This is a genomic window from Lactobacillus porci, assembly GCF_009695985.1.
In the GTDB taxonomy this organism is placed as follows: domain Bacteria; phylum Bacillota; class Bacilli; order Lactobacillales; family Lactobacillaceae; genus Lactobacillus; species Lactobacillus absianus.
In genome coordinates this window covers 45,572-67,828 of the sequence record NZ_VUMX01000008.1, presented here as the reverse complement: position 1 = coordinate 67,828, position 22,257 = coordinate 45,572, and the positions used below count along the sequence as shown (strand labels likewise).

Below are 22,257 nucleotides of genomic sequence, written 5' to 3'. Positions count from 1 at the left end.
TTTCCACAAAAAGTTCTTTTGTAAAAAAATACACAACCCCAAAAATGGAGTTGTGCATCTCAGATTGTATTTCTCTTTACTTAATTTGAAGCACCGCTGACCGTGTCAACCGCAAGTTCGGCATTGGCACTATCCGCCGCAATTCGGCCAAAGGTAAAGACGTCAGCCAAGGCATTGCCGCCCAGACGATTGCCGGCGTGAACCCCACCGGCATTTTCCCCGGCACTGTAGAGACCGGCAATTCTTTGCCCTGCTTCGTTTAAGACGTGGGCTCCGGCATCAATCTTCAACCCGCCCATGGTGTGGTGCATGGCTGGTTGACGTGGTGTAGCGTAGAATGGACCATTTTCAACCCGGTGGTCAAAGACGCTCTTGTGGAATTCCGGGTCGTCCCCTTGGTCAACGTATTGGTTGTACTTCTTGATGCTTGCCAGCAAGTGGTCAGGATCAACCTTGATCTGCTTAGCCAATTCTTCCAAGGTGTCTGCCTTGTACAATTGCCCATTGGCAATTTCTTGCTTGATCTTGTTTTCATCAGTATTGTAGGCTGAGTTCTTGATCGTTTCATCAGCAATCAAGTAGAACAAACCACCATTGGCAATGGCGGCTTTTGCCAAAGTGTCACGGCCAGCGTATTCGTTAACGAAACGGTCACCCTTTTGGTTAACCATGACAAAGTCAGCTGGCGGGACTTGCAAACCAGTGTTGTATTCACCCGTCTTTGGGTCGGCGACTGGCATCATTTGGGTGAAGCCCATACCAACCAAGGCCGCGCCTGCTTCCAAGCCCAAGTTGATCCCGTCACCGGTAATATATGGGGCATTGGTGGTCTTCATGTTGTCTGGAATGTCGTCCCAGTAAGTGTTGTACTTTTGTAGCATCTTGGTATTGGCACTGTAGCCGCCCGCCGTCAAAATCACGGCTTTGGCGTGAACGGTCAGTTTATCGGTCTTAACCCCAGTTACCCGGCCGTTTTCAAGCAGCAAGTCCGTTACCTTCGCGTCAGTGAAAGTCTGACCGCCATGTTCATCATAGTACTTCTTCAAAGCTTTGATGTAACCAAAGCCGTCGCTTTCCACTGGCTTGTGGGCCCGGCGCCACAAAGCACCGACTGGCATGGTTACGGCTGACATGTTGAAGTCAACGCCAATTGAAGCCAGCCACTTGACTGATTCCAAGGCGTGATCAGTCAAAGTCTTGGCCAAGGAGTAGTCACTGTAAATTTCGTTACCTTTTAAGTCAACCCGCTTGCCGCCCAGGTAAGTTTGCAGACGGTGGAAGAGAACTGAGTCAAACAGGTAATTCTTACCACTGTCAAGGTAAGCTTTGATCTGCTTTTGCATCTCCTTAAAGTCGTCCCGGTATTCCGGCGCGATTTCGTCTTCCTTGACTTCCATCATTTGCTCCAAGGTGACGTTTTCCCCTGGCAAGGCTGGAAACTTGTTTTGCCATTCTGGGTCAGCGGCGTTTAAGAAACCACCTGACCGCATGGTGTTACCACCAACGGTTGGCGCCTTTTCCAGCAAGGCAACCTTCAGACCATGTTGCAATGAACGGACAGCCGCGGTAAAACCAGCCCCGCCGGCACCAACCACGGCCACGTCAACCGTGATTTCCTGACTGCCTGTTTCAGCTGCTTGGTACTTTGGCCGCTTCTTGAATTCATCAGCATCCCCGCCAGCTAATTCAATGGCTTGGCCAACCCCGTCCAAGATCCCGCGGCTAGTCAAAGAGGCCCCTGAAACGACGTCCACATTCAAAGTTTGGCCTTTCACAATTGCTTCCGGAATCCGCTTCATTGCCGCGTCCGAAATACCAGCCGTTTCCCCTGCAGCTACTTGGACATCCGTAATCCGGTCCTCATCAACAGTTACTGTCAGCTTGAACTTACCATTGTGGCCTTGCGCGTCAACCGTGTATTTTCCAGCCTTCATTTTCGTCCTTCTTTCTGTTACTTCAGTTATTTTTTCTCTTAGTTGTGATCGTAGCACTTGAAAAAAGCCAGGGCAATCAAAACTTGTGATTTTTATCATTAATTCAAAAGATAACTGTCTTTTCAGGATTTTATAAAGACTCCTAAACGAAAAAAGCTTTTCCTTCCAAGCGAAGGAAAAGCTTTTTCATGTATTACCAAATGTGCAGCAGGCGGGTTCTGTCCAGCTTGGACAAGTTGAATTGGTGCACGTGCTGCTTCTCATTTTCCGGGAATTCCCGCAAGAAGTCGGCTACGTTGTACAGCCCCGTTGAATAGGACCAAACGCCCTTGACCTTCTTGATCGGGTCCAGCATCTCGTTTCTGATTGGATAAGCTGAAATCAGGAAGTGCTTGTGGTGGAACTTGAAGACGAAGTAAGGAAGACGGAACTCGTCCACGACCTCTTCCTTGGTCTTGCCGATCGTCACCACATTGCGGTAGGTGCCATACTTCTCACTGAACTTGTCGTTGAAGGAGAAGTAGAAGTTGGAGATATGCACATGTGGAAAGTCTTCTTCTTTGACCTCGTCAGGAATCGCGATCACATGTGAATACCGGTCCAGGTTGTTTTCCCTTTGCAAAAGGGCGTGTTCCATCTGGGTGGGCTTGATGCCCTTGACCCAGTCGGGCACTTCCGGGTGTGCCATGTATGAGTTGTACATCATGGCGATTACTTCGGGCTTGACCCAGTCGTACTGCATCCGGACCTGGTTTCTCTTCAATAAGCCTTCAAGAGTCTGATTCTGCATCAAGTCGACCACATAGCATTCGTAGTGGTACTTCTCGCACCATTTCTTGTAGTGGTCGATTTCGCTTGGCACGATGTGGGTGCCGTCCACGATCACGGTCTCGCCATAGGACATCTTGTGCTCAACCAGATTGTCCTTCATCTTCTTGGTTTGATCCGTAACGTGCCGCGGAATCACTTGGTGCAGTACGTCAGTCTTCTTGTCATAGTATACGGTAAGATCCGCCAGAAGCAGCCGAATCTCATCTCCGCTGATCGCGTAAGGCATCAGGTGGTGCCGCGCGATGAATGAAGATTTGCCAGAGCCAGGTGCGCCTCTTAAAAGAAATAATTTGCGCATATTTCGCTCCATTGTAAAAAACTATTTTGAATATCAAATTCGATTTTACCATAACTTGGCCATCTGTCGCGCGGAATGCCTTATTTTTCATCAAAAAAGCTTTCCTACTTTTTGTAAGGAAAGCTTTTAATTCTACTAAATCAAGGAATCCCATGGATTCAGTTCCACTGGCTCGGTTTCCAGCAGGTCCAGGATCTGCTTTGGCACGAATTCCTTCTTGACGGTCACTTCATAAACGTATTCTCTAAACCAGTCGTTGCTCATGACGAAGTAGCCCTTGGCCCCGCTCTTGTCGCCCCATGAGTTTTCAACCTTCCATTGCCGGATTTCCCCGTGGTCGACGTCAACCCCGACGATCGCCATGTCGTGTGAGGACATCCCCACGCCAGTGGCCAGGCGCTCAGCCTTGGTCATGGCCGTGTCGATGCCCAGCAAGTCGTCGAGCTTGTAGAGGTCTGGGTCCATGAAGCCAGTCTTGCGATCCATCTGGCGCAGAACGTCGTTGCCAAACCAAACTGCCCGCCCGCTCTGCAGCATCTTTACCGTGGCGTCTTCCAGGTATTCCATTGGCACGTTGACGAACAAGTTGGGCAACCCGCCGGCCACGTTGTCCTCAAAGCCCAGGTGCAAGACCCGGTTCAGTTCATGATCCGGCGCGTTGGCCAAGACCACGTAGTCGTCAAAGTCGGTGTCGCAGTATTTGTTGAAGAACTCAACCGGGGTCAGGTTCTTTTCCAAGTGGTAGTGCTTGTCGTCGTCTCTGAATTCCAGGTCAAAGGTCTTTGGCGGCTCGCCAACGGCAATGGCCATGATCTTGTAGATCTCGGCCAAGAACTCTTTTCTTTTGGCTTCAACGGCGGCTTCATCCCCGGCTTGAACCAGCTTGCGCAAGGTCAGGGCGTCCTTCTTCTGCTTGTCGGACAAGACCATGTTCAAGGCATCCGAATGGTTGCTGTTAAAGCTTTCCGGCATCGCGTATGACGGCACGACCCCGTACTTGGCGATCACTGAGGCCGCCATGTGCCACTGGCCGCCGTCAGTCGTAGTCCAGTCCAGGTAGCCGCGCACGGTCCGGTCATCCAGCGGCCGGTCAGCAGTGGCGATGATCCGGTCGTAGAAGTAGTTGGCCCGCTCAATCTTGTCCCAGAAGTAGTTGTAGGCCTGGGAGAAGGTGAAGTTCTTGGCCTTGTTCTTGGCCCCAAAGTTGTGCCGGACGACGTTCAGCGTTGAAAAGAGCCAGCAGCGGCCGGACCGCTCCTGGTTGGTCACGTTGTCCGTGTCCAGTTCCACTGAGAAGGTCCGGTTCAAGCGCCGGGAGACTTCCGGGTTCCAGGAGGCTTCAATGACCCCGCTGCGGCCAGCGGCTCTGGCAATGGCCTGGTTCTTGGGGTCCGCGTTGAAGCCGCGGCTGAATTCAGCGATTTCTTCTAAGTTAAGCTTGTGTGACATAAATGCTCCTATTTGTATTTTTTAGTTATTTTTTATAAAAAGCAGGTACCCTTTTATCCTACAGGATCTGCTTATTGACAATCCGCAAGTCATGGTCAAAATCGTAGACGATCGCCTTGGCGTTGGGTACTTCCAGCTTCAAGATATCCACATTGTTGATCTGCTCCAGGTACTTGATCAAAGCCCGCAGGCTGGAGCCATGGGCCACGATCAGCTGGTCCTCGCCCTGGCGCAAGCGGCTGGCAACCTCGTCTTCATAGTAAGGAAGCAGGCGCAGCTGGGTCTGGTGCAGGCTTTCCGCCCGGGGCAAAAGCCGCGGGTCCACGTACTTGTAGCGGCGGTCAATGGTTGGCGACCCCTGGGCCGGCGGCACCGCGTCAAAGCCGCGCCGCCACTCCAATACCTGCTCTTTGCCAAAAACCTTGCGGGACACGTCCTTGTTTAAACCGCGCAAGGCCCCATAGTGACGCTCGTTGAGCCGCCAGGTCTTGGTCATCGGCAGCCACAAGAAGCCGCAGGTCTCAGCCACGATGTTGGCCGTCTCAATTGCCCGCGACAAGACTGACGTGTGAATGTGCGTTGGATAAAAGCCGGGCAAGAGCGCCAGCTTCTCCCCAGCTGCTTTGGCCTGCGCGCGCCCCTTGTCGGTCAAAGGAACGTCGTTCCAGCCAGTATATACGTTTGCTGCATTGGCTTCGCTTTCGCCATGCCTAAGCAGTGCCAATTTTGCCATAATGCTTGCCTTCTATGCGAAAAATGCCCAAATGCCGGTAATGATAAACAATACGCCTAAGAAAAGGAAGGCGTTGCTACTCAAGCCCTTGGACGGCTCGCCGCCCTTCTTGGCCTTGATCTTGCGCGAAATCCCCGTCGCCAGGTCCCAGATGCCAAACAGCAGAACCGCGTAGGGAACCCACCATGAATGCACGTTCATTGCTTACCCCCAGAGCTTGTAGGCATAGAAAATTGCCGCGATCAAGACGACCGCCCCGGTCAGGTAGTAGGATCTGGCGGTCAGCTTGACTTGGCCTTCCTTCATGGTTCTGGCCGCGTTAAAGCCGCGGGCCAGTTCCCACAAGCCAACGATCAACAACAAAATAAAGGTAAAAGTATGCGTATCCCACTTCATAGAATCAATTTCCTTTTATAAATCATCTGCTGAGCAGTTGTAGTCAACGATCTTAAAGTTCCCGTCTTCATCCAGAATTCCCCGGGTCACGCTGCCGTTTTCCGGGAAAGGAATGTCGTGGAGGCCGTCGCTTTGGTCCCAGTACTTGATGCCCAGGGTCTTGATGAAATCCCCGTGGGAGACGACCAGGACCCGGCCCTCGTTTCTGGTTTCCTCGCGCAGGACCTTGACGGCCCGCTGCATGCGTAGGTCCAGTTCCTCCACGTTTTCGGCCAGGTGCCGTGGGTCCGCCTTCTTGGTGGCTTCTCTGAACTTGTAGATGCCAACGGCATCGATAATCGCCTTCACGTCTTCGGTTTCAGGGATGCCAGCGGCCTTGGAGACGGCGCGCCAGGTCTCGTCAATGCTGTCGCCTTCAAAGGAGCCGAAAAAGACTTCCCGGAATTCCGGCAGCTTCTTGATCTTCCCGATCTGGGAGACCACGTTGGCATTCTTCATCAAGTGGACGGTGTCGATCGCCCGCTTGAGGTCGGAAGAATACATGTTGTCAAAGTGAATCTGCGCCAAGGCCAAGGCGGTCTTCTTCAAATCATCGATCCCCCTGATGGTCAAGGGAGTGTCGCACCAGCCCTGCACCTTGCCCAAGCGGTTGAACAGGGTCTCGCCATGACGGACTAAATAGACTTCAGTTTTCAAACATTTCCTCCTTTTTTATCTTTATCGAACTACTCTATTCTAACTTACTTTGCTAGCAATTTCACTAAAACCAGGCAGAGGCCGCCAGATAAGCCGCCAGGGCCACGGAAAAGGCGGCGGTCACCCCTCTGACCAGGCTCGGCTTTAGATATTTAATCAGTTTCTGGCCAAGAAAGCCACCGATAAACATCCCCGCCGCCAAAGGGATAGCCACGTCCCAGCGGACCAGGCCCCGGTACATGAAGATCAAGAGGGCGACCAGGTTGGCCAAAGAGCCAATGATGGCCTTGATCCCGTTGATGACGACGAAGCTGGATTTTGACAAGTAGGTCAAAAAGACCAGGGTCAAGACGCCGGAAGCCGCCCCGAAGTAGCCGGCGTAAATGCCAGCCATAAACAGGCCCAGGTAGGCCAGGACCAGCTTGAGCTTGCTGTCTGAGTCCCGGGTGTAGATCGGCCGCCGCCCGCTCCAGACCAAGAGGCCCCCGCTCATCAAGACCAGGAGGGGGACGATTTTCTTAAAGATTTCGCCGGGAAAGGCTGACAAAAGCCAGCCCCCAATGGCCGCCCCGGAGAGCTGGAAGAGGCCGTACCAGGCCAGTTCCCGCCAGTGCCCTTTCATTTCCTTGAGGCAGGAGGTCAAAGCCCCAAAGCCTGTAGTCACCAAAGAGGCCGTGTTGGTCATGTTGGCCACGACCGGACTGAGCCCGACCAGCAACAGGCCGGGGTAAGAAACCAAAGAGGCCATGCTGGCCACGGAAGAGACGATTCCGGCCAGGATGCCCAAGACGATTAAGTAGACAATCAGCATAAATACTTCCTTTGCTTTATTTTGCTTGCTAAAAAATTCCAACTTATTTATTGTAGTTGATTTTCACCCACGTGAAGCAAGCATTTGTGCTTTTTGGCCAGGAAATGAAGTACAATAGGCTTAAGCAAAACAACAAGATCAGAAATTTCGACAAATGCGAGGTAAAAATCATGGTTAAAGCAGCAATCGTATTTTCAGATGGATGTGAAGAAGTTGAAGGCTTGAGCCAAGTCGACGTTTTGCGCCGCTTGGACATCCCTTGCGACATGATCGGCCTGACCAGCAAGACCATCCGCGGCGGCCACGGGATCGTTTTTGAATGCGACAAGACCCTGGACGACAGCCTCTTGGACTACGACCTGGTCTCCTTCCCAGGCGGCGCGCCTAACGCCCACCACTTGCGCGACAGCGTCAAGCTGGGCGAATTGATGGCTGAACGCCACCGGCAAGGCAAATGGGATGCCGCCATGTGCGCCTCCCCGATTGCCTTGTCCAAGTACGGGCTCTTGGAAAACGCCAACTGGACCAGCCACCCGGACTTTAAGGCCCAAGTGCAGTCAGAAAACCCAAGCAGCCACTACATGGACACTCCGGTCGTCGTTGACGCTGAGCACAAGCTGATTACCAGCCGCGGGCCAGCTACTTCCTGGGCTTTTGCCTACGCGATCGCCCGCGTCTTGGGCAAGGACACGGAAGACTTGGAAAACGCGATGCAGTACAACTACCTGCGCGACCACATCAACCTGGACTAGTCCCATGGCTTTAAGCTACATCACCGAAGCCCAGGTGGCGGATCTAGCCGCCATCATGCATATCATCAATGACGCGAAGGCTTTTTTAAAAGCATCCGGCTCCAGCCAGTGGCAGGAAGGCTATCCTGATGAAGCCACCATCTTAAGCGACATCAAGGAGCACGCCGGCTTCATCCTGAAGACTGACGGGCAAATTGCCGCTTATGCCGCGATCACCGGGCAAGACCCCAACTACGCCGTAATTGACGGGGCTTGGGCTAACGTGGCCGACCCCTACGCGGCGATCCACCGGATTGCCATCGGCTCAGCCTTCCGCGGCCAGCACTTGGCCGGGCAGTTCTTGAACCAGCTCATTGCCCTGGGCTTAAGCCGGGGGATCAAGAACTTCCGCGTCGACACCGGCAAGGCCAACGCGGCCATGCAGCACCTGGCGCTTAGCCATGGCTTTCAGCTGCGCGGGATCATCAAGGTCACCAGCGACTCTATCGATCCCAGCCGCCTGGCCTATGAACTCAATCTGCCAGCAGAATAAATCAAGCAACAAGGAGCATAGCAGGAGATGACAGAAACGCTAACGATTAAAGATCTGCAAGTCGATTTAAAGGTGATCCCCCTGACCACCCCCTTCGTGACGGCCCTGCACCGGGTGGACAGCATCAACGCCGTCCGCGTCAGAGTCGCCCTTTCCAATGGGATCGTGGGCACGGGGACCTGCACCCCCAATGAGAAGGTCACAGGCGACACGATCAACAGCGCCGCGGCCGTCATCAAGGAGGTCATCCGGCCGCTGCTTTTAGGCCAGGACTTTGGCGACTGGCGCCGGCTCTTGCAGCTGCTGCAAGCCAGCATCGTCCACAACGGCCCGGCCAAGGCCGCCGTTGAGCTGGCCCTCTATGACGCCAAGCGCCAGCTTTTGGGCATCAGCCTGACTGAGCTCTTGGGCGGCAAGGGCGGCAGCGTCCACACCGACTACACCATTTCCATTGGCGACCCCGACCAGATGATTGCCGAAGGGCAAAAGCGCGTCGAGGCCGGCTTTAAGTCCCTCAAGCTGAAATTGGGCCACGGGCACGTGGACCGGGACATCAAGCTGGTGGAAGACTTTGCCTATGCCGTTGGACCAATGATCCACCTGCGCCTGGACATGAACCAGGCCTGGAGCGCGCGGGATACCTTAGAAGCCGCCAACTACTGGAAGAAGCACAAGCTGGCCATCGACTTTATCGAGCAGCCAGTGCCAGCCGGCGACTTGGACGCCATGGCCTGGCTGACCAAGACCTCCCCTTACCCAATCATGGCTGACGAGGCCGTGGAGAGCTATCTTGATGCCCAAAAGGTGGTTGAAAAGCGGGCCGCCGACTACATCAACATCAAGCTGATGAAGACCGGGGGCTTGAGCGAGGCCCAAAAGATCAACGATCTGGCTGAAAGCCGCGGGATCAAGACCATGGTCGGCTGCATGATCGAATCGATTGAGTCGATCTCTGCCGCCTGCTCCTTCGTCCTGGCCAACCCCAACGTCGTCTTCGCCGACCTGGACTCAGTCTTCATGGCTGACCAGGACCCTGACATGGCTAATTTTGCCGTGGCGGCGGGCGATACGATTACGGTTAAGTAATTTTTTCATTAAGGAGGCAAAGCCATGTTAGCAAGCAAGCTCGACCAGCTCCTGCGCCCCTTGCCGGGCAGAGAAGCCCTGCTGATCACGAACGCGGCCGGGGAGGTTCTTTTTCAAACAGACAGCGTCAATGACCGCTTCAAGTCAGCCAGCCTGATCAAATTAGGGGTAGCCGCCTACATGCAGGCCCACCCCATGGACCTGACCCAGACGGTCACGGTCAAAGATGAGGCGATCGTGGAAGGCGGGATGCTCTGCCACTTGGCCCAAAGGAATTGGAGCTTGCGGGACCTACTGGACTTGATGCTGTCAGATTCAGACAATACCGCCACCAACGTCCTGATCGACTGGTGCGGCTTTGACCAGCTGGAAGCCTGGTTTAAAGAATGCTATCAAGGCCTGCACCTGGGCCGCTACCTGATGGCCGAAGCCGACAGCCAGACCGGGAAGGAAAACTACATCACCGCGGCTGCGGCCATGAAGCTCTTCAAGCAGCTGCTGGACGATCCCAGCCCCTTTGGCGAGATCTGCCGCGGGGCCATGTACAACCAAAGCTCCCGCAACAAATTGATCGAAAACCTTCCGGAAGGCTGCTCCTGGAACAAGACCGGGGAGCTGGACGACACTGAGCATGACATCGCCAGAATCATGGTCGATGACCAGTATCTGGACGTCTGCTTCATGAGCCACTACCAAGGCCTGCGCGAGCGCGCCAAGATCATCCTGGCCATGAACCAGGTCGGCGAGCTGGCCTACCAGGAATTAGGCGGAACAATTTCATAATTATCCGCGCTGCCCGAACGGGAGACGCTTTAGAACACTCATCTCAGTTGGATGAGTGTTTTTGTGTGGGCTGGGGCACGCGCGGTGTTAGGTATTTTTTCAACATCGGTTTCCCGAAAAGTACCCAACTGAGACCAAATTGCTTTCTCCATGCAAAGTCAATCTCGTAATTGCCGCGCAGCGGGCCTTTCCAGCCACAATATTTTGATAATTTTTCAGAAATTATGATAAAATTGATAGTAACTGTTAATTTTATTTAAAAGTGGGGATTGCAAAACATGGACATCACTAATTTTTTCACGGTCGAGTCATCGGAGCTTTCCAAATCCGACCGTAAGATCATGAACCGCATGACCAAGGACTTGACCAACGTTGAATCCCTGACCATCAATCACCTGGCGGAAGAAGCCGGGACCAGCCTGGCCTCCGTACAGCGCTTTTGCCAGAAGATGGGCTATTCTGGCTTCAAGGAATTCAAGTTTCAGCTGCTGACCTACATCAAGAAGCAGGAAAGCCAGAGCGCCATGGTCTCGACCAGCGAATACCTGCAGGACTACCACGATGCCATCAATCAAGTCTGGACCACCAACGAGACCGATGCCGACGAGCTGGCTGACGTCCTGATCAACAGCTCCAACAATTTCATCTTCGGGATCTACTATTCTGAATTGCCGGCCCGCCTGCTCTGCATGGGGATGCGGGACCTGGGGAAGGCGACCTACTTCGGGGATGCCCTGGCTGCTGGCGAGCACCTCTTCCCTTTGAGCAATGAAGACTCAACTGCCGTCTTCTACTCGGTTTCCGGGATCTCCAAGCTTTTTGGCTCCTCCCCCCTGCCTAAGTCCATCTCACATTTCAAGCACAGCTACTTGATCACGATGAACCCAGACACGCCTTTGAAAAAGTACTTCAAGAAGGTCATCATCCTGCCAGGCAAGAACCTGGCTCAAGGGCTGCCGGTCGACCCGCAGTCAATCCCCGTCGTCTTTACCGAAAGAGTCATCGATATCGCCGCAACCAAATACCGCCATTAATCAGCTGCCGAAAGGCAGCTTTTTTGATTGGGCTGGAGGCGGCAGTTGGGGACTTTGCGGGGAACATTTTTTGAAAAATGACAACAGTTGGGGACTTCGCGGGGATTATTTTTTCAAAAATGACAACAGTTGGGGACTTTGCGGGGATTATTTTTTCAAAAATGACAACAGTTGGGGACTTTGCGGGGATCATTTTTTCAAAAATGACAACAGTTGGGGACTTCGCGGGGAACATTTTTTCAAAAATGACTAACTACATCGCAAATCAGCCCCTAAAAGTACCTAACTACTGACATTTTTACCAAAATGATCCCCTAAAAGTACCTAACTACTGACGTTTTTACCAAAATGATCCCCTAAAAGTACCTAACTGATGCAGAAATCACGTGGCTCAGTAATAAACGGGGATCGTTTTTCGAAAAGATCGCTTGGCTCAGTAATAAACGGGGATCATTTTTCGAAAAAATCGCTTGGCTCAGTAATAAACGGGGATCATTTTTCGAAAAAAACGTTTGGCTCAGTAATAAACGGGGATCTAAACAATAAATCAGCCCCGCTTTTACCGCAGCCAAAGCCAAATCAAACAAAATCAGCCCCGTTTTTACCGCAGCCAAAGCCGAATCAACAAAAATCAGCCCCGTTTTTACCGCAGCCAAAGCCAAATCAAACAAAATCAGCCCCGCTTTTACCGCAGCCAAAGCCAAATCAACAAAAATCAGCCCCGTTTTTACCGCAGCCAAAGCCAAATCAAACAAAATCAGCCCCGCTTTTACCGCAGCCAAAGCCGAATCAACAAAAATCAGCCCCGCTTTTACCGCAGCCAAAGCCAAATCAACAAAAATCAGCCCCGTTTTTACCGCAGCCAAAGCCAAATCAAACAAAATCAGCCCCGCTTTTACCGCAGCCAAAGCCAAATCAAACAAAATCAGCCCCGTTTTTACCGCAGCCAAAGCCAAATCAAACAAAATCAGCCCCGTTTTTACCGCAGCCATGGCAAAATCAACAAAAATCAGCCCCGCTTTTACCGCAGCCATGGCCAAATCAACGAAAATCAGCCCCGTTTTTACCGCAGCCAAAGCCCATGCCTAATTGTTTGCCAGGGCTGGCGAAGATTGTTAGAATTTTACTTAAGCATTTGGTTACTTTTTGTAACTAATCTGATAAAAGCAGCTGAAACAGGAGAAAATAATGGAATTAAACTACAAAGAACTCGCGGCAGCCAAAAAGGACGCCATCCTCAAGGACTTGGCGGAATTGATCGCCATCGACTCATCCGAAGACCTGGCCAAGGCCAGCGCGGAATACCCCGTTGGCCCTGGCCCGGTCAAGGCTATGACCAAGTTCCTCAGCTTCGCCCAGCGCGACGGCTTTGACACGGAAAACTTCGCCAACTACGCTGGCCGGGTCAACTTCGGTGAAGGCGACCAGCGCCTGGGCATCATCGGCCACATGGACGTCGTTCCTGCCGGCGATGGCTGGACCCATGACCCCTTCAAGATGGAAATCGACGCTGAAGGCCGGATCTACGGACGCGGCAGTGCCGACGACAAGGGACCAAGCCTGGCAGCCTACTACGGGATGCTCCTTTTAAAGGAAGCCGGATTTAAGCCCAAAAAGAAGATCGACTTCGTCTTGGGAACCAATGAGGAAACCAACTGGGTTGGCATCGACTACTACTTGAAGCATGAGCCAACGCCAGATATCGTCTTCTCCCCTGATGCTGAATACCCGATCATCAACGGCGAACAAGGGATCTTTACCCTGGAATTCACCTTCAAAAACGACGCCGCCAAGGGCGACTGCGTCCTGCAGTCCTTCAAGGCCGGCATCGCCACCAACGTGACTCCGCAGGTAACCCGAGCCACGATCACGGGGCCAAAGCTGGGCGACATGGCCGCTGCCTACCAGCTCTTCTTGGCCGACAATGGCCTGGAAGGCAGCTTTGACGTCAAGGGCGACGCGGCCGACATCGTGCTGGTTGGCCAAGGTGCCCACGCCTCTGCCCCGCAAGTCGGCAAGAACTCCGCCACCTTCCTGGCCTTGTTCTTGGACCGCTATGCTTTTGCCGGCAGAGACAAGAACTTCCTTCACTTCTTAGCCGACGTGGCTCACGAAGACTTCTACGGGAAAAAGCTGGGCATCTACCACAAGGACGACTTGATGGGCCAGATCGCCAGCTCCTCAACCATTTTTGCCTACGAACACGACGGCGAGGCCTTGATGAAGAACAACGTCCGCTACCCGCAAGGCACTGACCCTGACACCATGGTCAAGCAGGTCATGGCCAAGTTCGGCGGCATCCTGGACGTCAGCTACAATGGCTTTGAAGAGCCGCACTACGTGCCAGGCGACGATCCACTGGTTCAAACCCTGCTCAAGGTCTACGAAAAGCAGACCGGGAACAAGGGCCACGAAGTCGTTATCGGCGGCGGTACCTACGGCCGCCTCTTCAAGCGCGGGGTTGCCTTCGGCGCCCAGCCGGAAAACGGCCCGATGGTCATGCACGCGGCCAACGAATACATGATGGTCAAGGATCTGATCGACTCAATCGCGATCTACGCCGAAGCCATCTACGAACTGACTAAAGACGCTGATTAAACTGAAAAGCGGTGCGGTTGCATCGCTTTTTCTTTTTGCTAAAATTGCCTTAGCTCAAACCAATATCGGCAATTGCAAAAAAGCGAGGCAGATCATGAAATACACAACCGTGAACAAAATCAGCGACTTAGGTCCCATCAAAAAGCTCAGTCTTGTCAACAACCCCAAGATCATCCTGCAAACTTCTGAATTTTTGCCGGGTAATGACGTGCTCATCCAGGACTGCAAGCAGCGGCTCAGCTTAATGAGCAATGGCCATGGCAGCTATTCCGCCTTCGACTTGGTCACGGATTCCGAAATACCGCCACTTAGCTTTCCCATCCTGAATGCCAAGGTGCGCTGCCGGGAGCGCCACCGCTTCACCCTGCCTAAGCAGACGGCGAACTATCTTTTGACCAGCTTCCGCCAGTATTTCACTGAGCAGGAGGCAGCAGGCCAAGCCAGTGACCTAGACGACGCGCTGAAGCTGCGCTTTGAAGACGAGGACCTGCAGGTCTGGAAAGGCTATTTGCCTACTTGGACAGAACCATGCTTCAATGGCGCTGACCTGGCAGCCCTCTTGCGCAAGTCCCTGCCCGCCAGCTGCCAAGGCATCTGCTGGACAAACCGGATCCTGCCCGCGGCCGGCCAGCATGCCTTTGCCATCGTTGCCTTCACTGACGATGATGAAGACAGCGGCCGGGAGTACTGCTACCTGGCTGACCAAGTTCAGGCTTATGCAGGCGCGGTAGCCATCGTCCAGGCCGGCCAGGAGCTGAAGGCCGTCCGCGTCAAGCGCGTGGAGCTGCACGCCGCGCCTGACGCCCCCTATCCGCTGGACAAGTGCAAGCCGCTGCTTGGCCTCCTCGATTGCTAAATTAAATAGCAAGATCAGCAAACTGCCAGGCCTGCGTTCCTTTATTAGGAATGAAGGCCTGTTTTCTGTCATTTATAAGTTTTTTCCTTTACAAAGACAACTATTATCTATATTATGGATTTATTGTTTTGTTTCTAATTTAAATTTAAGGAGTCTTAACATGGCAGACAAAATCGAAAACAGGGACGGGACCATCCGCTCCCTGTCCAACCGCCACGTGCAGATGATCGCGATTGGCGGCACGATTGGGACTGGCCTCTTCTTGGGGGCTGGGACCACCATTTCGGCCACTGGGCCATCAGTCGTCTTCATCTATGCGATTATGGGGATCTTTTTCTTCTTTCTCCTGCGGGCATTGGGCGAGATGTTCTATTACGACTACAACAACCATACTTTCGTGTCCTTCATCAGCCGCTATTTGGCCACTTTGCCGGCTGGACCTACTGGATCGGCCTGCTTTTTTCCTGCATGGCTGAGCTTTCGGCAGTCAGCACCTACGTCCAGTTCTGGCTGCCTAACGTTCCAGCCTGGCTGATCCAAGTCGCCGCCTTAGTCCTCCTGACGACTTTGAACCTGACGGCCGCCAAGCTCTTCGGGGAAACCGAGTTCTGGTTTGCCATGATCAAGATCACCGCGATCATTGCCTTGATCGTGACTGGGATCATCATGGTCGCCGTCAACGCCAAGACGCCGGTCGGCCATGCCAGCCTGCGCAACTTTACCTATCGGTTCGCGCTGATGCCGAAGGGCCCATATGCCTTCTTTACTGCCTTCCCAATGGTCTTCTTCTCCTTTGCCGGGATTGAATTCGTGACCATCACCATCGGCGAGGCCAAGGACCCCCAGCACGTCATCAAGAAGGCCGTCAACGAAACTTTGCTCCGGATCCTCTTGTTCTACATCGCGACCTTGGTCGTGATCATGTGCGTCATCCCTTGGTGGACGATTTCCGCAAGCAGCTCCCCCTTCGTTCAGGTCTTCCAGATCGCCGGCTTCAACGCGGTCGCTTCCGTCTTTAACTTTATCGTCCTCACGGCAGCGGCAAGTGCCTTGAACTCCTGCATCTTCTCTTCTGGCCGCCACCTCTTCCAGCTGGCCGAAGAAGCGCCAAAGGGTTCCTTCCTTAAGAAGCATTTTGCCAAAATCTCACCAAATGGGGTGCCGGCCCGCGGATTGCTCGTTTCCGTCTGCTTCGTCCTCATCGCGCCGGCCCTGAGCTTCTCCAGCGCGGCGATTGAGGTCTTCAGCAAGGTTGCCGGGGCAACCAGCGACATGTTCATCCTGGTCTACGTTCTGGCCCTTCTGGCCCACCGCAAGTACCGGCAGTCAAGCGACTTTATGGAAGACGGCTTTAAGATGCCGCTTTACCAGGTGGCCAGTCCTTTGACCATCTTGTTCTTCTTGATCATCTTCTTCAGCCTCTTCTTCATTCCAAACGACGTCTTTGGCGCGACCCTGTCCGTCCTTTGGACCCTGTTTTTCGGCAGCTGGTGCTGGATCAGGGAACGGCGAAAAAAGGTAAATTCCTAGGCTTGGCTAATTTTATTTAGTTTTAGTCGACTGAAACAGAATATATTTAAGCTTAGCAGGTCTCCAACTTCATTTTGTTTTGGAGGCCTGTTTTTTTTACACTTTTGCAAATCGATTTTGCTTTACAAAAAATGCTGAAGATTATATTATAAAGCTACTGATTCTTATTTGTTTTTAATTTACTTGCATGAAAGGAATTGCTTATGGAAGATCGCAGCATTGAAAACGCGGACGGGACCATCCGCTCCCTGTCCAACCGGCACGTGCAGATGATTGCCATTGGCGGCACGATCGGGACTGGCCTCTTCTTGGGGGCAGGGACCACGATTTCCGCCACTGGCCCGTCAGTTATTTTTATCTACGCCATCATGGGCCTGTTCTTCTTCTTTCTCTTGCGGGCCTTGGGGGAAATGTTCTACTTTGACTGCAACAGTCACACCTTCGTCTCCTTCATCACCAGATATCTGGGCGACGCGGCCGGACGCTTTGCCGGCTGGACCTACTGGATCGGCATCCTCTTTGCCTGCATGGCGGAACTGACCGCCGTTTCGACTTATGTCCAGTACTGGCTGCCCAACCTGCCAGCCTGGCTGATTGAAGTCGCGGTCTTGGGCCTGTTGACCCTGCTTAACCTGACGGCCGCCAGACTGTTCGGGGAAACGGAATTCTGGTTTGCCATGATCAAGATCATCGCTATCGTCTCCCTGGTCGTGACGGGGATCATCATGGTTGCCATGAACGCTAAGACCCCGGTCGGCCACGCCAGCTTGAGCAACTTTACCGGCAATTTTTCCCTTTTGCCAAAAGGCAAGTATGCCTTCTTCACCGCCTTTCCAATGGTCTTCTTCTCCTTTGCCGGGATTGAATTCGTGACCATCACCATCGGTGAAGCCAAGAACCCGAAGAAGGTCATCAAGAAGGCTGTCAACGAAACCCTGCTCCGGATCCTCTTGTTCTACATCGCGACCCTGGTCGTAATCATGTGCGTCATCCCTTGGGGCAAGATCACGAGCGGATCAAGTCCTTTCGTTCAAGTCTTCAAGATTGCCGGCTTCAATGCCGTGGCCTCAATCTTCAACTTCGTCGTCTTGACGGCCGCGGCTTCTTCGCTTAACTCCGGGATCTTCTCAGCTGGCCGCCACTTCTTCCAATTGGCTGAAGAGGCGCCAAAGGATTCCTTCCTTAATAAGCACTTCGCCAAGATTTCCACCAACGGCGTGCCGGCCGCGGGGATCGCGGTTTCAGTTGCTTTGATGCTGATCGCGCCAATCATGAGTTTTTCAAGCACCGCGATTGAAGTCTTCGGCACCGTAGCTGGGGCAACCAGCGACATGTACATCTTGGTCTACGTTCTGGCCCTTTTTGCCCACCGCAAGTACCGTGCTTCCAGCGATTTCATGGAAGACGGCTTCAAGATGCCTTTCTACAAGGTCGCAAGTCCTTTGACCATCGCCTTCTTCCTGGTCATTTTCTTCAGCCTCTTCTTCATCAAGGCTGACGTCTTCGGTGCTACCCTGGCCGTGGCCTGGACCCTCTTGTTCGGCAGCTGGTGCTGGATCAGCGAGAAGCACCGCGGTGCCAACCCGCGCTTAAGCTAGTAAGTTAAAACATTGATTTCCGCACTCATCTAGGTCAGATGAGTGTTTTTGTGTGCCATCTTTGGTTGGGCGATTTTTTTAAAAGCAGTTGGGGATCTTTCGGGAAAAAGGCTTTGGAAAAGTACCCAACTAAAACAAAATCCGCGCCAGCCAATCCCCACAACTGCCGCAGACAAAGTCATATCGCATCATCAAGCAAACACCGACTGGTCAAAGTGCTATTTTTTCAACAAAAAGCGCTATGCAACTACCCTTGCATTAATAAGAGATACCAAATATAATCATTTCCGTAAGCGGTTTCCTAAAAGAGACGTAAAACAGTGAAAACAAGTCGTTATATACTGAAAACATATAACTAAAATGGAGGTTTCTTCAATGTACTCTGCAAAAATGCCAGAAGGATTTTTATGGGGCGGCGCGGTTGCGGCTCACCAGTTGGAAGGCGCCTGGGACGTTGGCGGCAAAGGCGTTTCAGTCGCGGACGTCATGACGGTTGGCTCAGCCACCAAGCCGCGGGAGATTACCGACGGCGTCCTGCCGGGCAAGAACTACCCGAACCACTCAGCCATCGACTTCTACCACCACTACAAAGAAGACATCAAATTGCTGGCCGGGATGGGCTTTAAGGCCTTCAGAACTTCTATTGCCTGGACCAGAATCTTCCCTAATGGCGACGACGAGCAGCCAAGCGAAGCAGGCTTGAAATTCTACGACGACCTGTTTGACGAAATGCACAAGTATGGCATTGAGCCAGTAATCACCCTGAGCCACTTCGAAATGCCCTTCAACCTAGCCAAGAATTATGGCGGCTTTACCAACCGCAAGACCATCGACTTCTTCGTCCGCTTCGCTGAAGTCTGCTTCAAGCGCTACAAGGACAAGGTCAAGTACTGGATGACCTTCAACGAAATCGATAACCAAAGTGCCTTCAACAACGACTTCCTGATGGCCACCAACTCCGGCATTCTTTTCAAGGACGGCATGACCGATGAAGAAAAAGAAGCCGCCATGTACCAGGCAGCCCACTACGAATTCGTGGCCAGCGCTTTGGCCGTCAAGATCGGCCACAAGATCAACCCGGACTTCAAGATCGGCTTGATGATCAACTACTCGCCAGTCCGGCCGCTCACTCCAAGCTCAGCTGATGCCCTTTTGGCCGACAAGTTCGAACAGCACCGGGACTTCTTCTCCGACGTGCAAGTTTTTGGCGAATATCCAAAAGCGATCGAAGCCTACATTGAAAAGCATTGCTACCGCCCAGACATCACCGATGAAGACCGGGTCGTCCTCAAGGAAGGAACCGTCGACTACGTTGCCTTCTCCTACTACCAGTCAACGACCGTTTCCAGTGAGAAAGTCGATCCTGACGACTTAAGCGACCTGGCCAAGGCCGTTGCCGTCAACCCAACCTTGGAAAGATCCGACTGGGGCTGGGAAATTGACCCGGTTGGCCTGCGGCTGGCCTTGAACCACCTGACCGACCGCTACCACCTGCCGCTGTTCATCGTTGAAAACGGCTTGGGCGCCTACGACAAGGTTGAAGATGGCAAGATCCACGACCCTTACCGGATTGACTATCTCAAGAAGCACATCAGCGAAATGGAAAAAGCCGTGGCAATCGATGGCGTCGACTTGATGGGCTACCTGCCATGGGGACCAATCGATTTGGTTTCTGCCGGGACCGGCCAGATGGACAAGCGCTATGGCTTCATCTACGTCAATAAGAACGATGCAGGCGTCGGCGACCTCAGCCGGACGCCAAAGGACTCCTACTTCTGGTACAAGAAGGTCATCGAATCCAACGGGACCGACTTGGATTAAGCGGAACAATTTTACTCGCATCTAAACAAAAAACGATCAAGACTGCGTTTGCAATCTTGATCGTTTTTTATTGGATTACGAAGTTTTTGGCTTTAGTTGGGAACTTTACGGGGATGAATTTCGCGATTTCAGCTTTAGTTGGGGACTTTACGGGGATGAATTTCGCGATTTTGGCTTTAGTTGGGGACTTTTGGGGGATGAATTTCGCGATTTTGGCTTTAGTTGGGGACTTTACGGGGATGAATTTCGCGATTCCGGCTTTAGTTGGGGACTTTACGGGGATTTTTTACCCCTAAAAATACCTAAATACGCCCCTTTTCAAAAATTTTATCCCCCAAAAGTACCCAACTGCCGCAGTTTTGACCAAAACAATCCCCCAAAAGTACCCAACTGCCGATATTTTGACCAAAATGATCCCCTAAAAGTACCCAACTACCGCTATTTTGACCAAAATGATCCCCCAAAAGTCCCCAACTACCGCAGTTTTGACCAAAATGATCCCCTAAAAGTACCCAACTGCCGACGTTTTGACCAAAACAATCCCCTAAAAGTACCCAACTACCTCGATTTTGACCAAAATGATCCCCTAAAAGTACCCAACTACCTCGATTTTGACCAAAATGATCCCCTAAAAGTACCTAACTGCCGACGTTTTGACACGCTCTACCAAAAAAAGACCCGGGCAACGCACCCGGGCCAAAGTTGTGAAAAGATAAATTAAGTATAAGAGCCAGACCCTAAGTCCTAAAACCTGGGGCTTTACGCCGGCTGCCATGGTTGGCAAGTGCCGACGCCGATCAGGACCAGCAGGTAGGCGCTGGTCCTAATCGCTTCATAAAGTATTCTACAATACTTTCCGCGGCAATAATTTTCATCTGAGCGAAAAAAGCGGTCATTTTTGGCTTGTCTTATGCAAAAAGAAAGCTGGATTTTTGGCAAAATATAAAGTAAAATGCAAACAGCCTGAAACGCTTTTCAAATGGCTAAGTCCCCGCCAGGCCTTGTTTTTTCCCGCTTGATGGCTTACCATTAACTATTATCTGTACATATAAAGGGGAGTAAGAAAAAATGATCAAATGTCCAAACTGCTGGGCGGAGAACAAGCCCAACGCCAAGTTCTGCAAGAACTGCGGCGCGCCGCTGGGCGATGAAAGCAACACGCCAGCCACAACTAAAGCCACGACCATCATGGGGACCAGTACCCAGACTCAAGGCAGGAGCAAGAAAAAGGCCGTCTGGGGCATCAGTGCCGCGGTCGTCGCCTTGGCCTTGATTGGCCTCTACTTCGTGGGCCGGGCCAACTACAGCAAGGACAAGCAGCTGGCTGAAATCAGCACGGCCATGAAGAACACTAGCCAGGACCTGTCGCCCTACGTGACGACTGACGACTCCAGTTTCGAAGTCAGCTCAAACAGCGTCCTGCCACTGCAGAAGTACTACCAGGCTCACCCTTCCAAGGCCAATGAGCTAATCAGCAGCTTCCAGAGTTCTGCCTACGTGCCACACTCCAAGGACAAGATCTCCTTGGTCACGAGCGGACGCTACTTCTTGATCTATCCAAAATACAAGCTGATGGTCAAGACCTACAAGCCAACAGTCAAGACCAACATGCCTGGCGTTCTTTACGTTGACGGGGCCAAGACCGCTAAGCTGGCCTCCGGAGCAACCAAGCTGCCTTCAAGCTACATTTTTGGCAACTACAGCTTCAAGCTGGTCGGTCCGCAACATGCTACCAAGACCGCTAAAGCGGCAGTTGACGGCAACACGACCGTGGACCTGACCCTGGACAGCAGTCAAGCAAGTCCAAGCGCTTCCGCCGCTAGTGCCGCCAGCTCAAGCAAGGCAAGCAAGGCCAGCTCCGCTTCCAGTGCATCCAGTGCCTCAGCTCATTCAAGCTCAAGATCAAGCCGGCCAGCCGAGGGAACCAAGAATGACCTGTGGAGCAGCGACCAGAATGATGAGCTTGGCGATGACTTCGATGATGAGTCTGAAGACGATGACGCACTTCAAGACCAGTCCTACGATTTCCATTACATGGGTGATAAATTCGACACCGTAACCAGCGGCAGGTTCCCAGCTGCCTTCAAGAGCGCTACGGTAGGCGGCAGTCCGGTTTCCATGGGCTGGAGCTGGAGTTCTGACTCAACCTACGACTACCGCGTCGTTGCCGTCTTCAATGACGACGATGACGAAGTCACCTACGTCTTTGCCTTTAACAAGGCTAACCACCCTGTCGTCCTGGTCGACACTGGCGCCAACCACGATGCTGAGAACCACACCTACTCAGGCAGCGATGGCAAGCCAAACTTCAATGTCTCACAAAACCAAGCCGCAAAAAACGCCTTTAATGACGCTATTAATGATTAAGACAGCGACGATATCAACAGAAAACAAATTAAAAAGCAAGCCGACGATTGGTCAGCTTGCTTTTTGCTTGTTTTGAATATGGTTTTGCGAAATATATCAAAAATGTAGGTAAAAGTTTAGTCTAACGAGCAAAATCCACTAGTTCATCTGCA

At 52.5% G+C, this 22,257-nt stretch carries 21 protein-coding genes and 1 pseudogene; 13 read left to right on the top strand and 9 right to left on the bottom strand.

Going from position 1 to position 22,257, the window contains the following annotated elements:
- Positions 1 to 80: 80 nt before the first annotated feature.
- The 8 genes from FYJ62_RS04325 to FYJ62_RS04290 form a co-directional block, all read right to left on the bottom strand.
- Positions 81 to 1,934, bottom strand: a complete 1,854-nt coding sequence (locus tag FYJ62_RS04325; protein WP_154548086.1) for a flavocytochrome c — start codon at positions 1,932 to 1,934, stop codon at positions 81 to 83.
- A 193-nt stretch (positions 1,935 to 2,127) separates the two neighbouring features.
- Entirely contained in the window at positions 2,128 to 3,063 is a 936-nt protein-coding gene (locus tag FYJ62_RS04320) for an AAA family ATPase (RefSeq protein ID WP_154548084.1), read from the bottom strand.
- Between the two features lie 135 nt (positions 3,064 to 3,198).
- Positions 3,199 to 4,512 carry a C1 family peptidase gene (locus tag FYJ62_RS04315; protein WP_154548082.1) on the bottom strand — a complete coding sequence of 438 codons (1,314 nt, stop codon included), beginning with the start codon at positions 4,510 to 4,512 and terminating at the stop codon, positions 3,199 to 3,201.
- A gap of 58 nt (positions 4,513 to 4,570) precedes the next feature.
- Positions 4,571 to 5,245: a 2,3-bisphosphoglycerate-dependent phosphoglycerate mutase gene (locus tag FYJ62_RS04310; RefSeq protein WP_154548080.1), complete on the bottom strand. Its 675-nt coding sequence runs from the start codon at positions 5,243 to 5,245 to the stop codon at positions 4,571 to 4,573.
- A gap of 12 nt (positions 5,246 to 5,257) precedes the next feature.
- Positions 5,258 to 5,446, bottom strand: coding sequence for a hypothetical protein (locus FYJ62_RS04305; RefSeq protein ID WP_154548078.1), 189 nt, complete (start codon positions 5,444 to 5,446; stop codon positions 5,258 to 5,260).
- A 3-nt stretch (positions 5,447 to 5,449) separates the two neighbouring features.
- Positions 5,450 to 5,641 (bottom strand): hypothetical protein, encoded by a 192-nt coding sequence (locus FYJ62_RS04300; RefSeq protein ID WP_154548076.1) that lies wholly within the window; start codon positions 5,639 to 5,641, stop codon positions 5,450 to 5,452.
- Positions 5,642 to 5,656: 15 nt separating this feature from the next.
- Positions 5,657 to 6,337 (bottom strand): histidine phosphatase family protein, encoded by a 681-nt coding sequence (locus FYJ62_RS04295; protein ID WP_154548074.1) that lies wholly within the window; start codon positions 6,335 to 6,337, stop codon positions 5,657 to 5,659.
- A gap of 64 nt (positions 6,338 to 6,401) precedes the next feature.
- Entirely contained in the window at positions 6,402 to 7,148 is a 747-nt protein-coding gene (locus tag FYJ62_RS04290; RefSeq protein ID WP_154548072.1) for a sulfite exporter TauE/SafE family protein, read from the bottom strand.
- Positions 7,149 to 7,318: 170 nt separating this feature from the next.
- On the opposite strand from FYJ62_RS04290, the gene FYJ62_RS04285 reads away from it, so the two are divergent.
- The 6 genes from FYJ62_RS04285 to FYJ62_RS04260 all read left to right on the top strand — a co-directional run bounded on the left by FYJ62_RS04285 (position 7,319) and on the right by FYJ62_RS04260 (position 11,588).
- Complete coding sequence (locus FYJ62_RS04285) at positions 7,319 to 7,900, top strand: DJ-1/PfpI family protein (protein ID WP_154548070.1); 582 nt, start codon at positions 7,319 to 7,321, stop codon at positions 7,898 to 7,900.
- Between the two features lie 4 nt (positions 7,901 to 7,904).
- Positions 7,905 to 8,432 (top strand): GNAT family N-acetyltransferase, encoded by a 528-nt coding sequence (locus FYJ62_RS04280; RefSeq protein WP_154548068.1) that lies wholly within the window; start codon positions 7,905 to 7,907, stop codon positions 8,430 to 8,432.
- A 27-nt stretch (positions 8,433 to 8,459) separates the two neighbouring features.
- Complete coding sequence (locus FYJ62_RS04275; protein ID WP_154548066.1) at positions 8,460 to 9,518, top strand: dipeptide epimerase; 1,059 nt, start codon at positions 8,460 to 8,462, stop codon at positions 9,516 to 9,518.
- Between the two features lie 24 nt (positions 9,519 to 9,542).
- On the top strand, positions 9,543 to 10,301 hold the full coding sequence (locus tag FYJ62_RS04270) for a serine hydrolase (protein WP_154548064.1): 759 nt from the start codon (positions 9,543 to 9,545) through the stop codon (positions 10,299 to 10,301).
- A gap of 278 nt (positions 10,302 to 10,579) precedes the next feature.
- Entirely contained in the window at positions 10,580 to 11,335 is a 756-nt protein-coding gene (locus FYJ62_RS04265; protein ID WP_154548062.1) for a MurR/RpiR family transcriptional regulator, read from the top strand.
- Between the two features lie 70 nt (positions 11,336 to 11,405).
- A complete protein-coding gene (locus tag FYJ62_RS04260) occupies positions 11,406 to 11,588 on the top strand; it encodes a hypothetical protein (protein WP_154548060.1) in 183 nt (60 codons plus the stop codon).
- Positions 11,589 to 11,691: 103 nt separating this feature from the next.
- On the opposite strand, the gene FYJ62_RS04255 is transcribed toward FYJ62_RS04260, so the two are convergent.
- A complete protein-coding gene (locus FYJ62_RS04255; protein ID WP_154548058.1) occupies positions 11,692 to 12,411 on the bottom strand; it encodes a hypothetical protein in 720 nt (239 codons plus the stop codon).
- 112 nt (positions 12,412 to 12,523) lie between these two features.
- On the opposite strand from FYJ62_RS04255, the gene pepV reads away from it, so the two are divergent.
- From pepV to FYJ62_RS04220, 7 genes and pseudogenes are all read left to right on the top strand, one after another.
- Complete coding sequence (gene pepV / locus FYJ62_RS04250; RefSeq protein WP_154548056.1) at positions 12,524 to 13,933, top strand: dipeptidase PepV; 1,410 nt, start codon at positions 12,524 to 12,526, stop codon at positions 13,931 to 13,933.
- A gap of 94 nt (positions 13,934 to 14,027) precedes the next feature.
- Positions 14,028 to 14,789, top strand: coding sequence for a hypothetical protein (locus tag FYJ62_RS04245; RefSeq protein ID WP_154548054.1), 762 nt, complete (start codon positions 14,028 to 14,030; stop codon positions 14,787 to 14,789).
- Positions 14,790 to 14,949: 160 nt separating this feature from the next.
- A pseudogene (locus tag FYJ62_RS04240) lies at positions 14,950 to 16,319 on the top strand (amino acid permease).
- Positions 16,320 to 16,522: 203 nt separating this feature from the next.
- Positions 16,523 to 17,917 carry an amino acid permease gene (locus tag FYJ62_RS04235; protein ID WP_154548052.1) on the top strand — a complete coding sequence of 465 codons (1,395 nt, stop codon included), beginning with the start codon at positions 16,523 to 16,525 and terminating at the stop codon, positions 17,915 to 17,917.
- A gap of 375 nt (positions 17,918 to 18,292) precedes the next feature.
- Complete coding sequence (locus FYJ62_RS04230) at positions 18,293 to 19,738, top strand: 6-phospho-beta-glucosidase (RefSeq protein ID WP_154548050.1); 1,446 nt, start codon at positions 18,293 to 18,295, stop codon at positions 19,736 to 19,738.
- Between the two features lie 70 nt (positions 19,739 to 19,808).
- Positions 19,809 to 20,459 (top strand): hypothetical protein, encoded by a 651-nt coding sequence (locus tag FYJ62_RS04225; RefSeq protein ID WP_154548048.1) that lies wholly within the window; start codon positions 19,809 to 19,811, stop codon positions 20,457 to 20,459.
- A 347-nt stretch (positions 20,460 to 20,806) separates the two neighbouring features.
- Positions 20,807 to 22,105 (top strand): DUF4767 domain-containing protein, encoded by a 1,299-nt coding sequence (locus FYJ62_RS04220; protein WP_154548046.1) that lies wholly within the window; start codon positions 20,807 to 20,809, stop codon positions 22,103 to 22,105.
- Positions 22,106 to 22,257: the final 152 nt, after the last annotated feature.

Excerpts from the sequence above, each read along its gene's own strand:
- FYJ62_RS04280 (WP_154548068.1), top strand. The coding sequence starts at position 7,905 with ATGGCTTTAAGCTACATCACCGAAGCCCAGGTGGCGGATCTAGCCGCC.
- FYJ62_RS04325 (WP_154548086.1), bottom strand. The coding sequence starts at position 1,934 with ATGAAGGCTGGAAAATACACGGTTGACGCGCAAGGCCACAATGGTAAG.
- FYJ62_RS04270 (WP_154548064.1), top strand. The coding sequence starts at position 9,543 with ATGTTAGCAAGCAAGCTCGACCAGCTCCTGCGCCCCTTGCCGGGCAGA.
- FYJ62_RS04300 (WP_154548076.1), bottom strand. The coding sequence starts at position 5,641 with ATGAAGTGGGATACGCATACTTTTACCTTTATTTTGTTGTTGATCGTT.
- pepV (WP_154548056.1), top strand. The coding sequence starts at position 12,524 with ATGGAATTAAACTACAAAGAACTCGCGGCAGCCAAAAAGGACGCCATC.
- FYJ62_RS04275 (WP_154548066.1), top strand. The coding sequence starts at position 8,460 with ATGACAGAAACGCTAACGATTAAAGATCTGCAAGTCGATTTAAAGGTG.
- FYJ62_RS04290 (WP_154548072.1), bottom strand. The coding sequence starts at position 7,148 with ATGCTGATTGTCTACTTAATCGTCTTGGGCATCCTGGCCGGAATCGTC.
- FYJ62_RS04285 (WP_154548070.1), top strand. The coding sequence starts at position 7,319 with ATGGTTAAAGCAGCAATCGTATTTTCAGATGGATGTGAAGAAGTTGAA.
- FYJ62_RS04235 (WP_154548052.1), top strand. The coding sequence starts at position 16,523 with ATGGAAGATCGCAGCATTGAAAACGCGGACGGGACCATCCGCTCCCTG.
- FYJ62_RS04245 (WP_154548054.1), top strand. The coding sequence starts at position 14,028 with ATGAAATACACAACCGTGAACAAAATCAGCGACTTAGGTCCCATCAAA.
- FYJ62_RS04220 (WP_154548046.1), top strand. The coding sequence starts at position 20,807 with ATGATCAAATGTCCAAACTGCTGGGCGGAGAACAAGCCCAACGCCAAG.
- FYJ62_RS04310 (WP_154548080.1), bottom strand. The coding sequence starts at position 5,245 with ATGGCAAAATTGGCACTGCTTAGGCATGGCGAAAGCGAAGCCAATGCA.
- FYJ62_RS04230 (WP_154548050.1), top strand. The coding sequence starts at position 18,293 with ATGTACTCTGCAAAAATGCCAGAAGGATTTTTATGGGGCGGCGCGGTT.
- FYJ62_RS04305 (WP_154548078.1), bottom strand. The coding sequence starts at position 5,446 with ATGAACGTGCATTCATGGTGGGTTCCCTACGCGGTTCTGCTGTTTGGC.
- FYJ62_RS04320 (WP_154548084.1), bottom strand. The coding sequence starts at position 3,063 with ATGCGCAAATTATTTCTTTTAAGAGGCGCACCTGGCTCTGGCAAATCT.
- FYJ62_RS04265 (WP_154548062.1), top strand. The coding sequence starts at position 10,580 with ATGGACATCACTAATTTTTTCACGGTCGAGTCATCGGAGCTTTCCAAA.
- FYJ62_RS04315 (WP_154548082.1), bottom strand. The coding sequence starts at position 4,512 with ATGTCACACAAGCTTAACTTAGAAGAAATCGCTGAATTCAGCCGCGGC.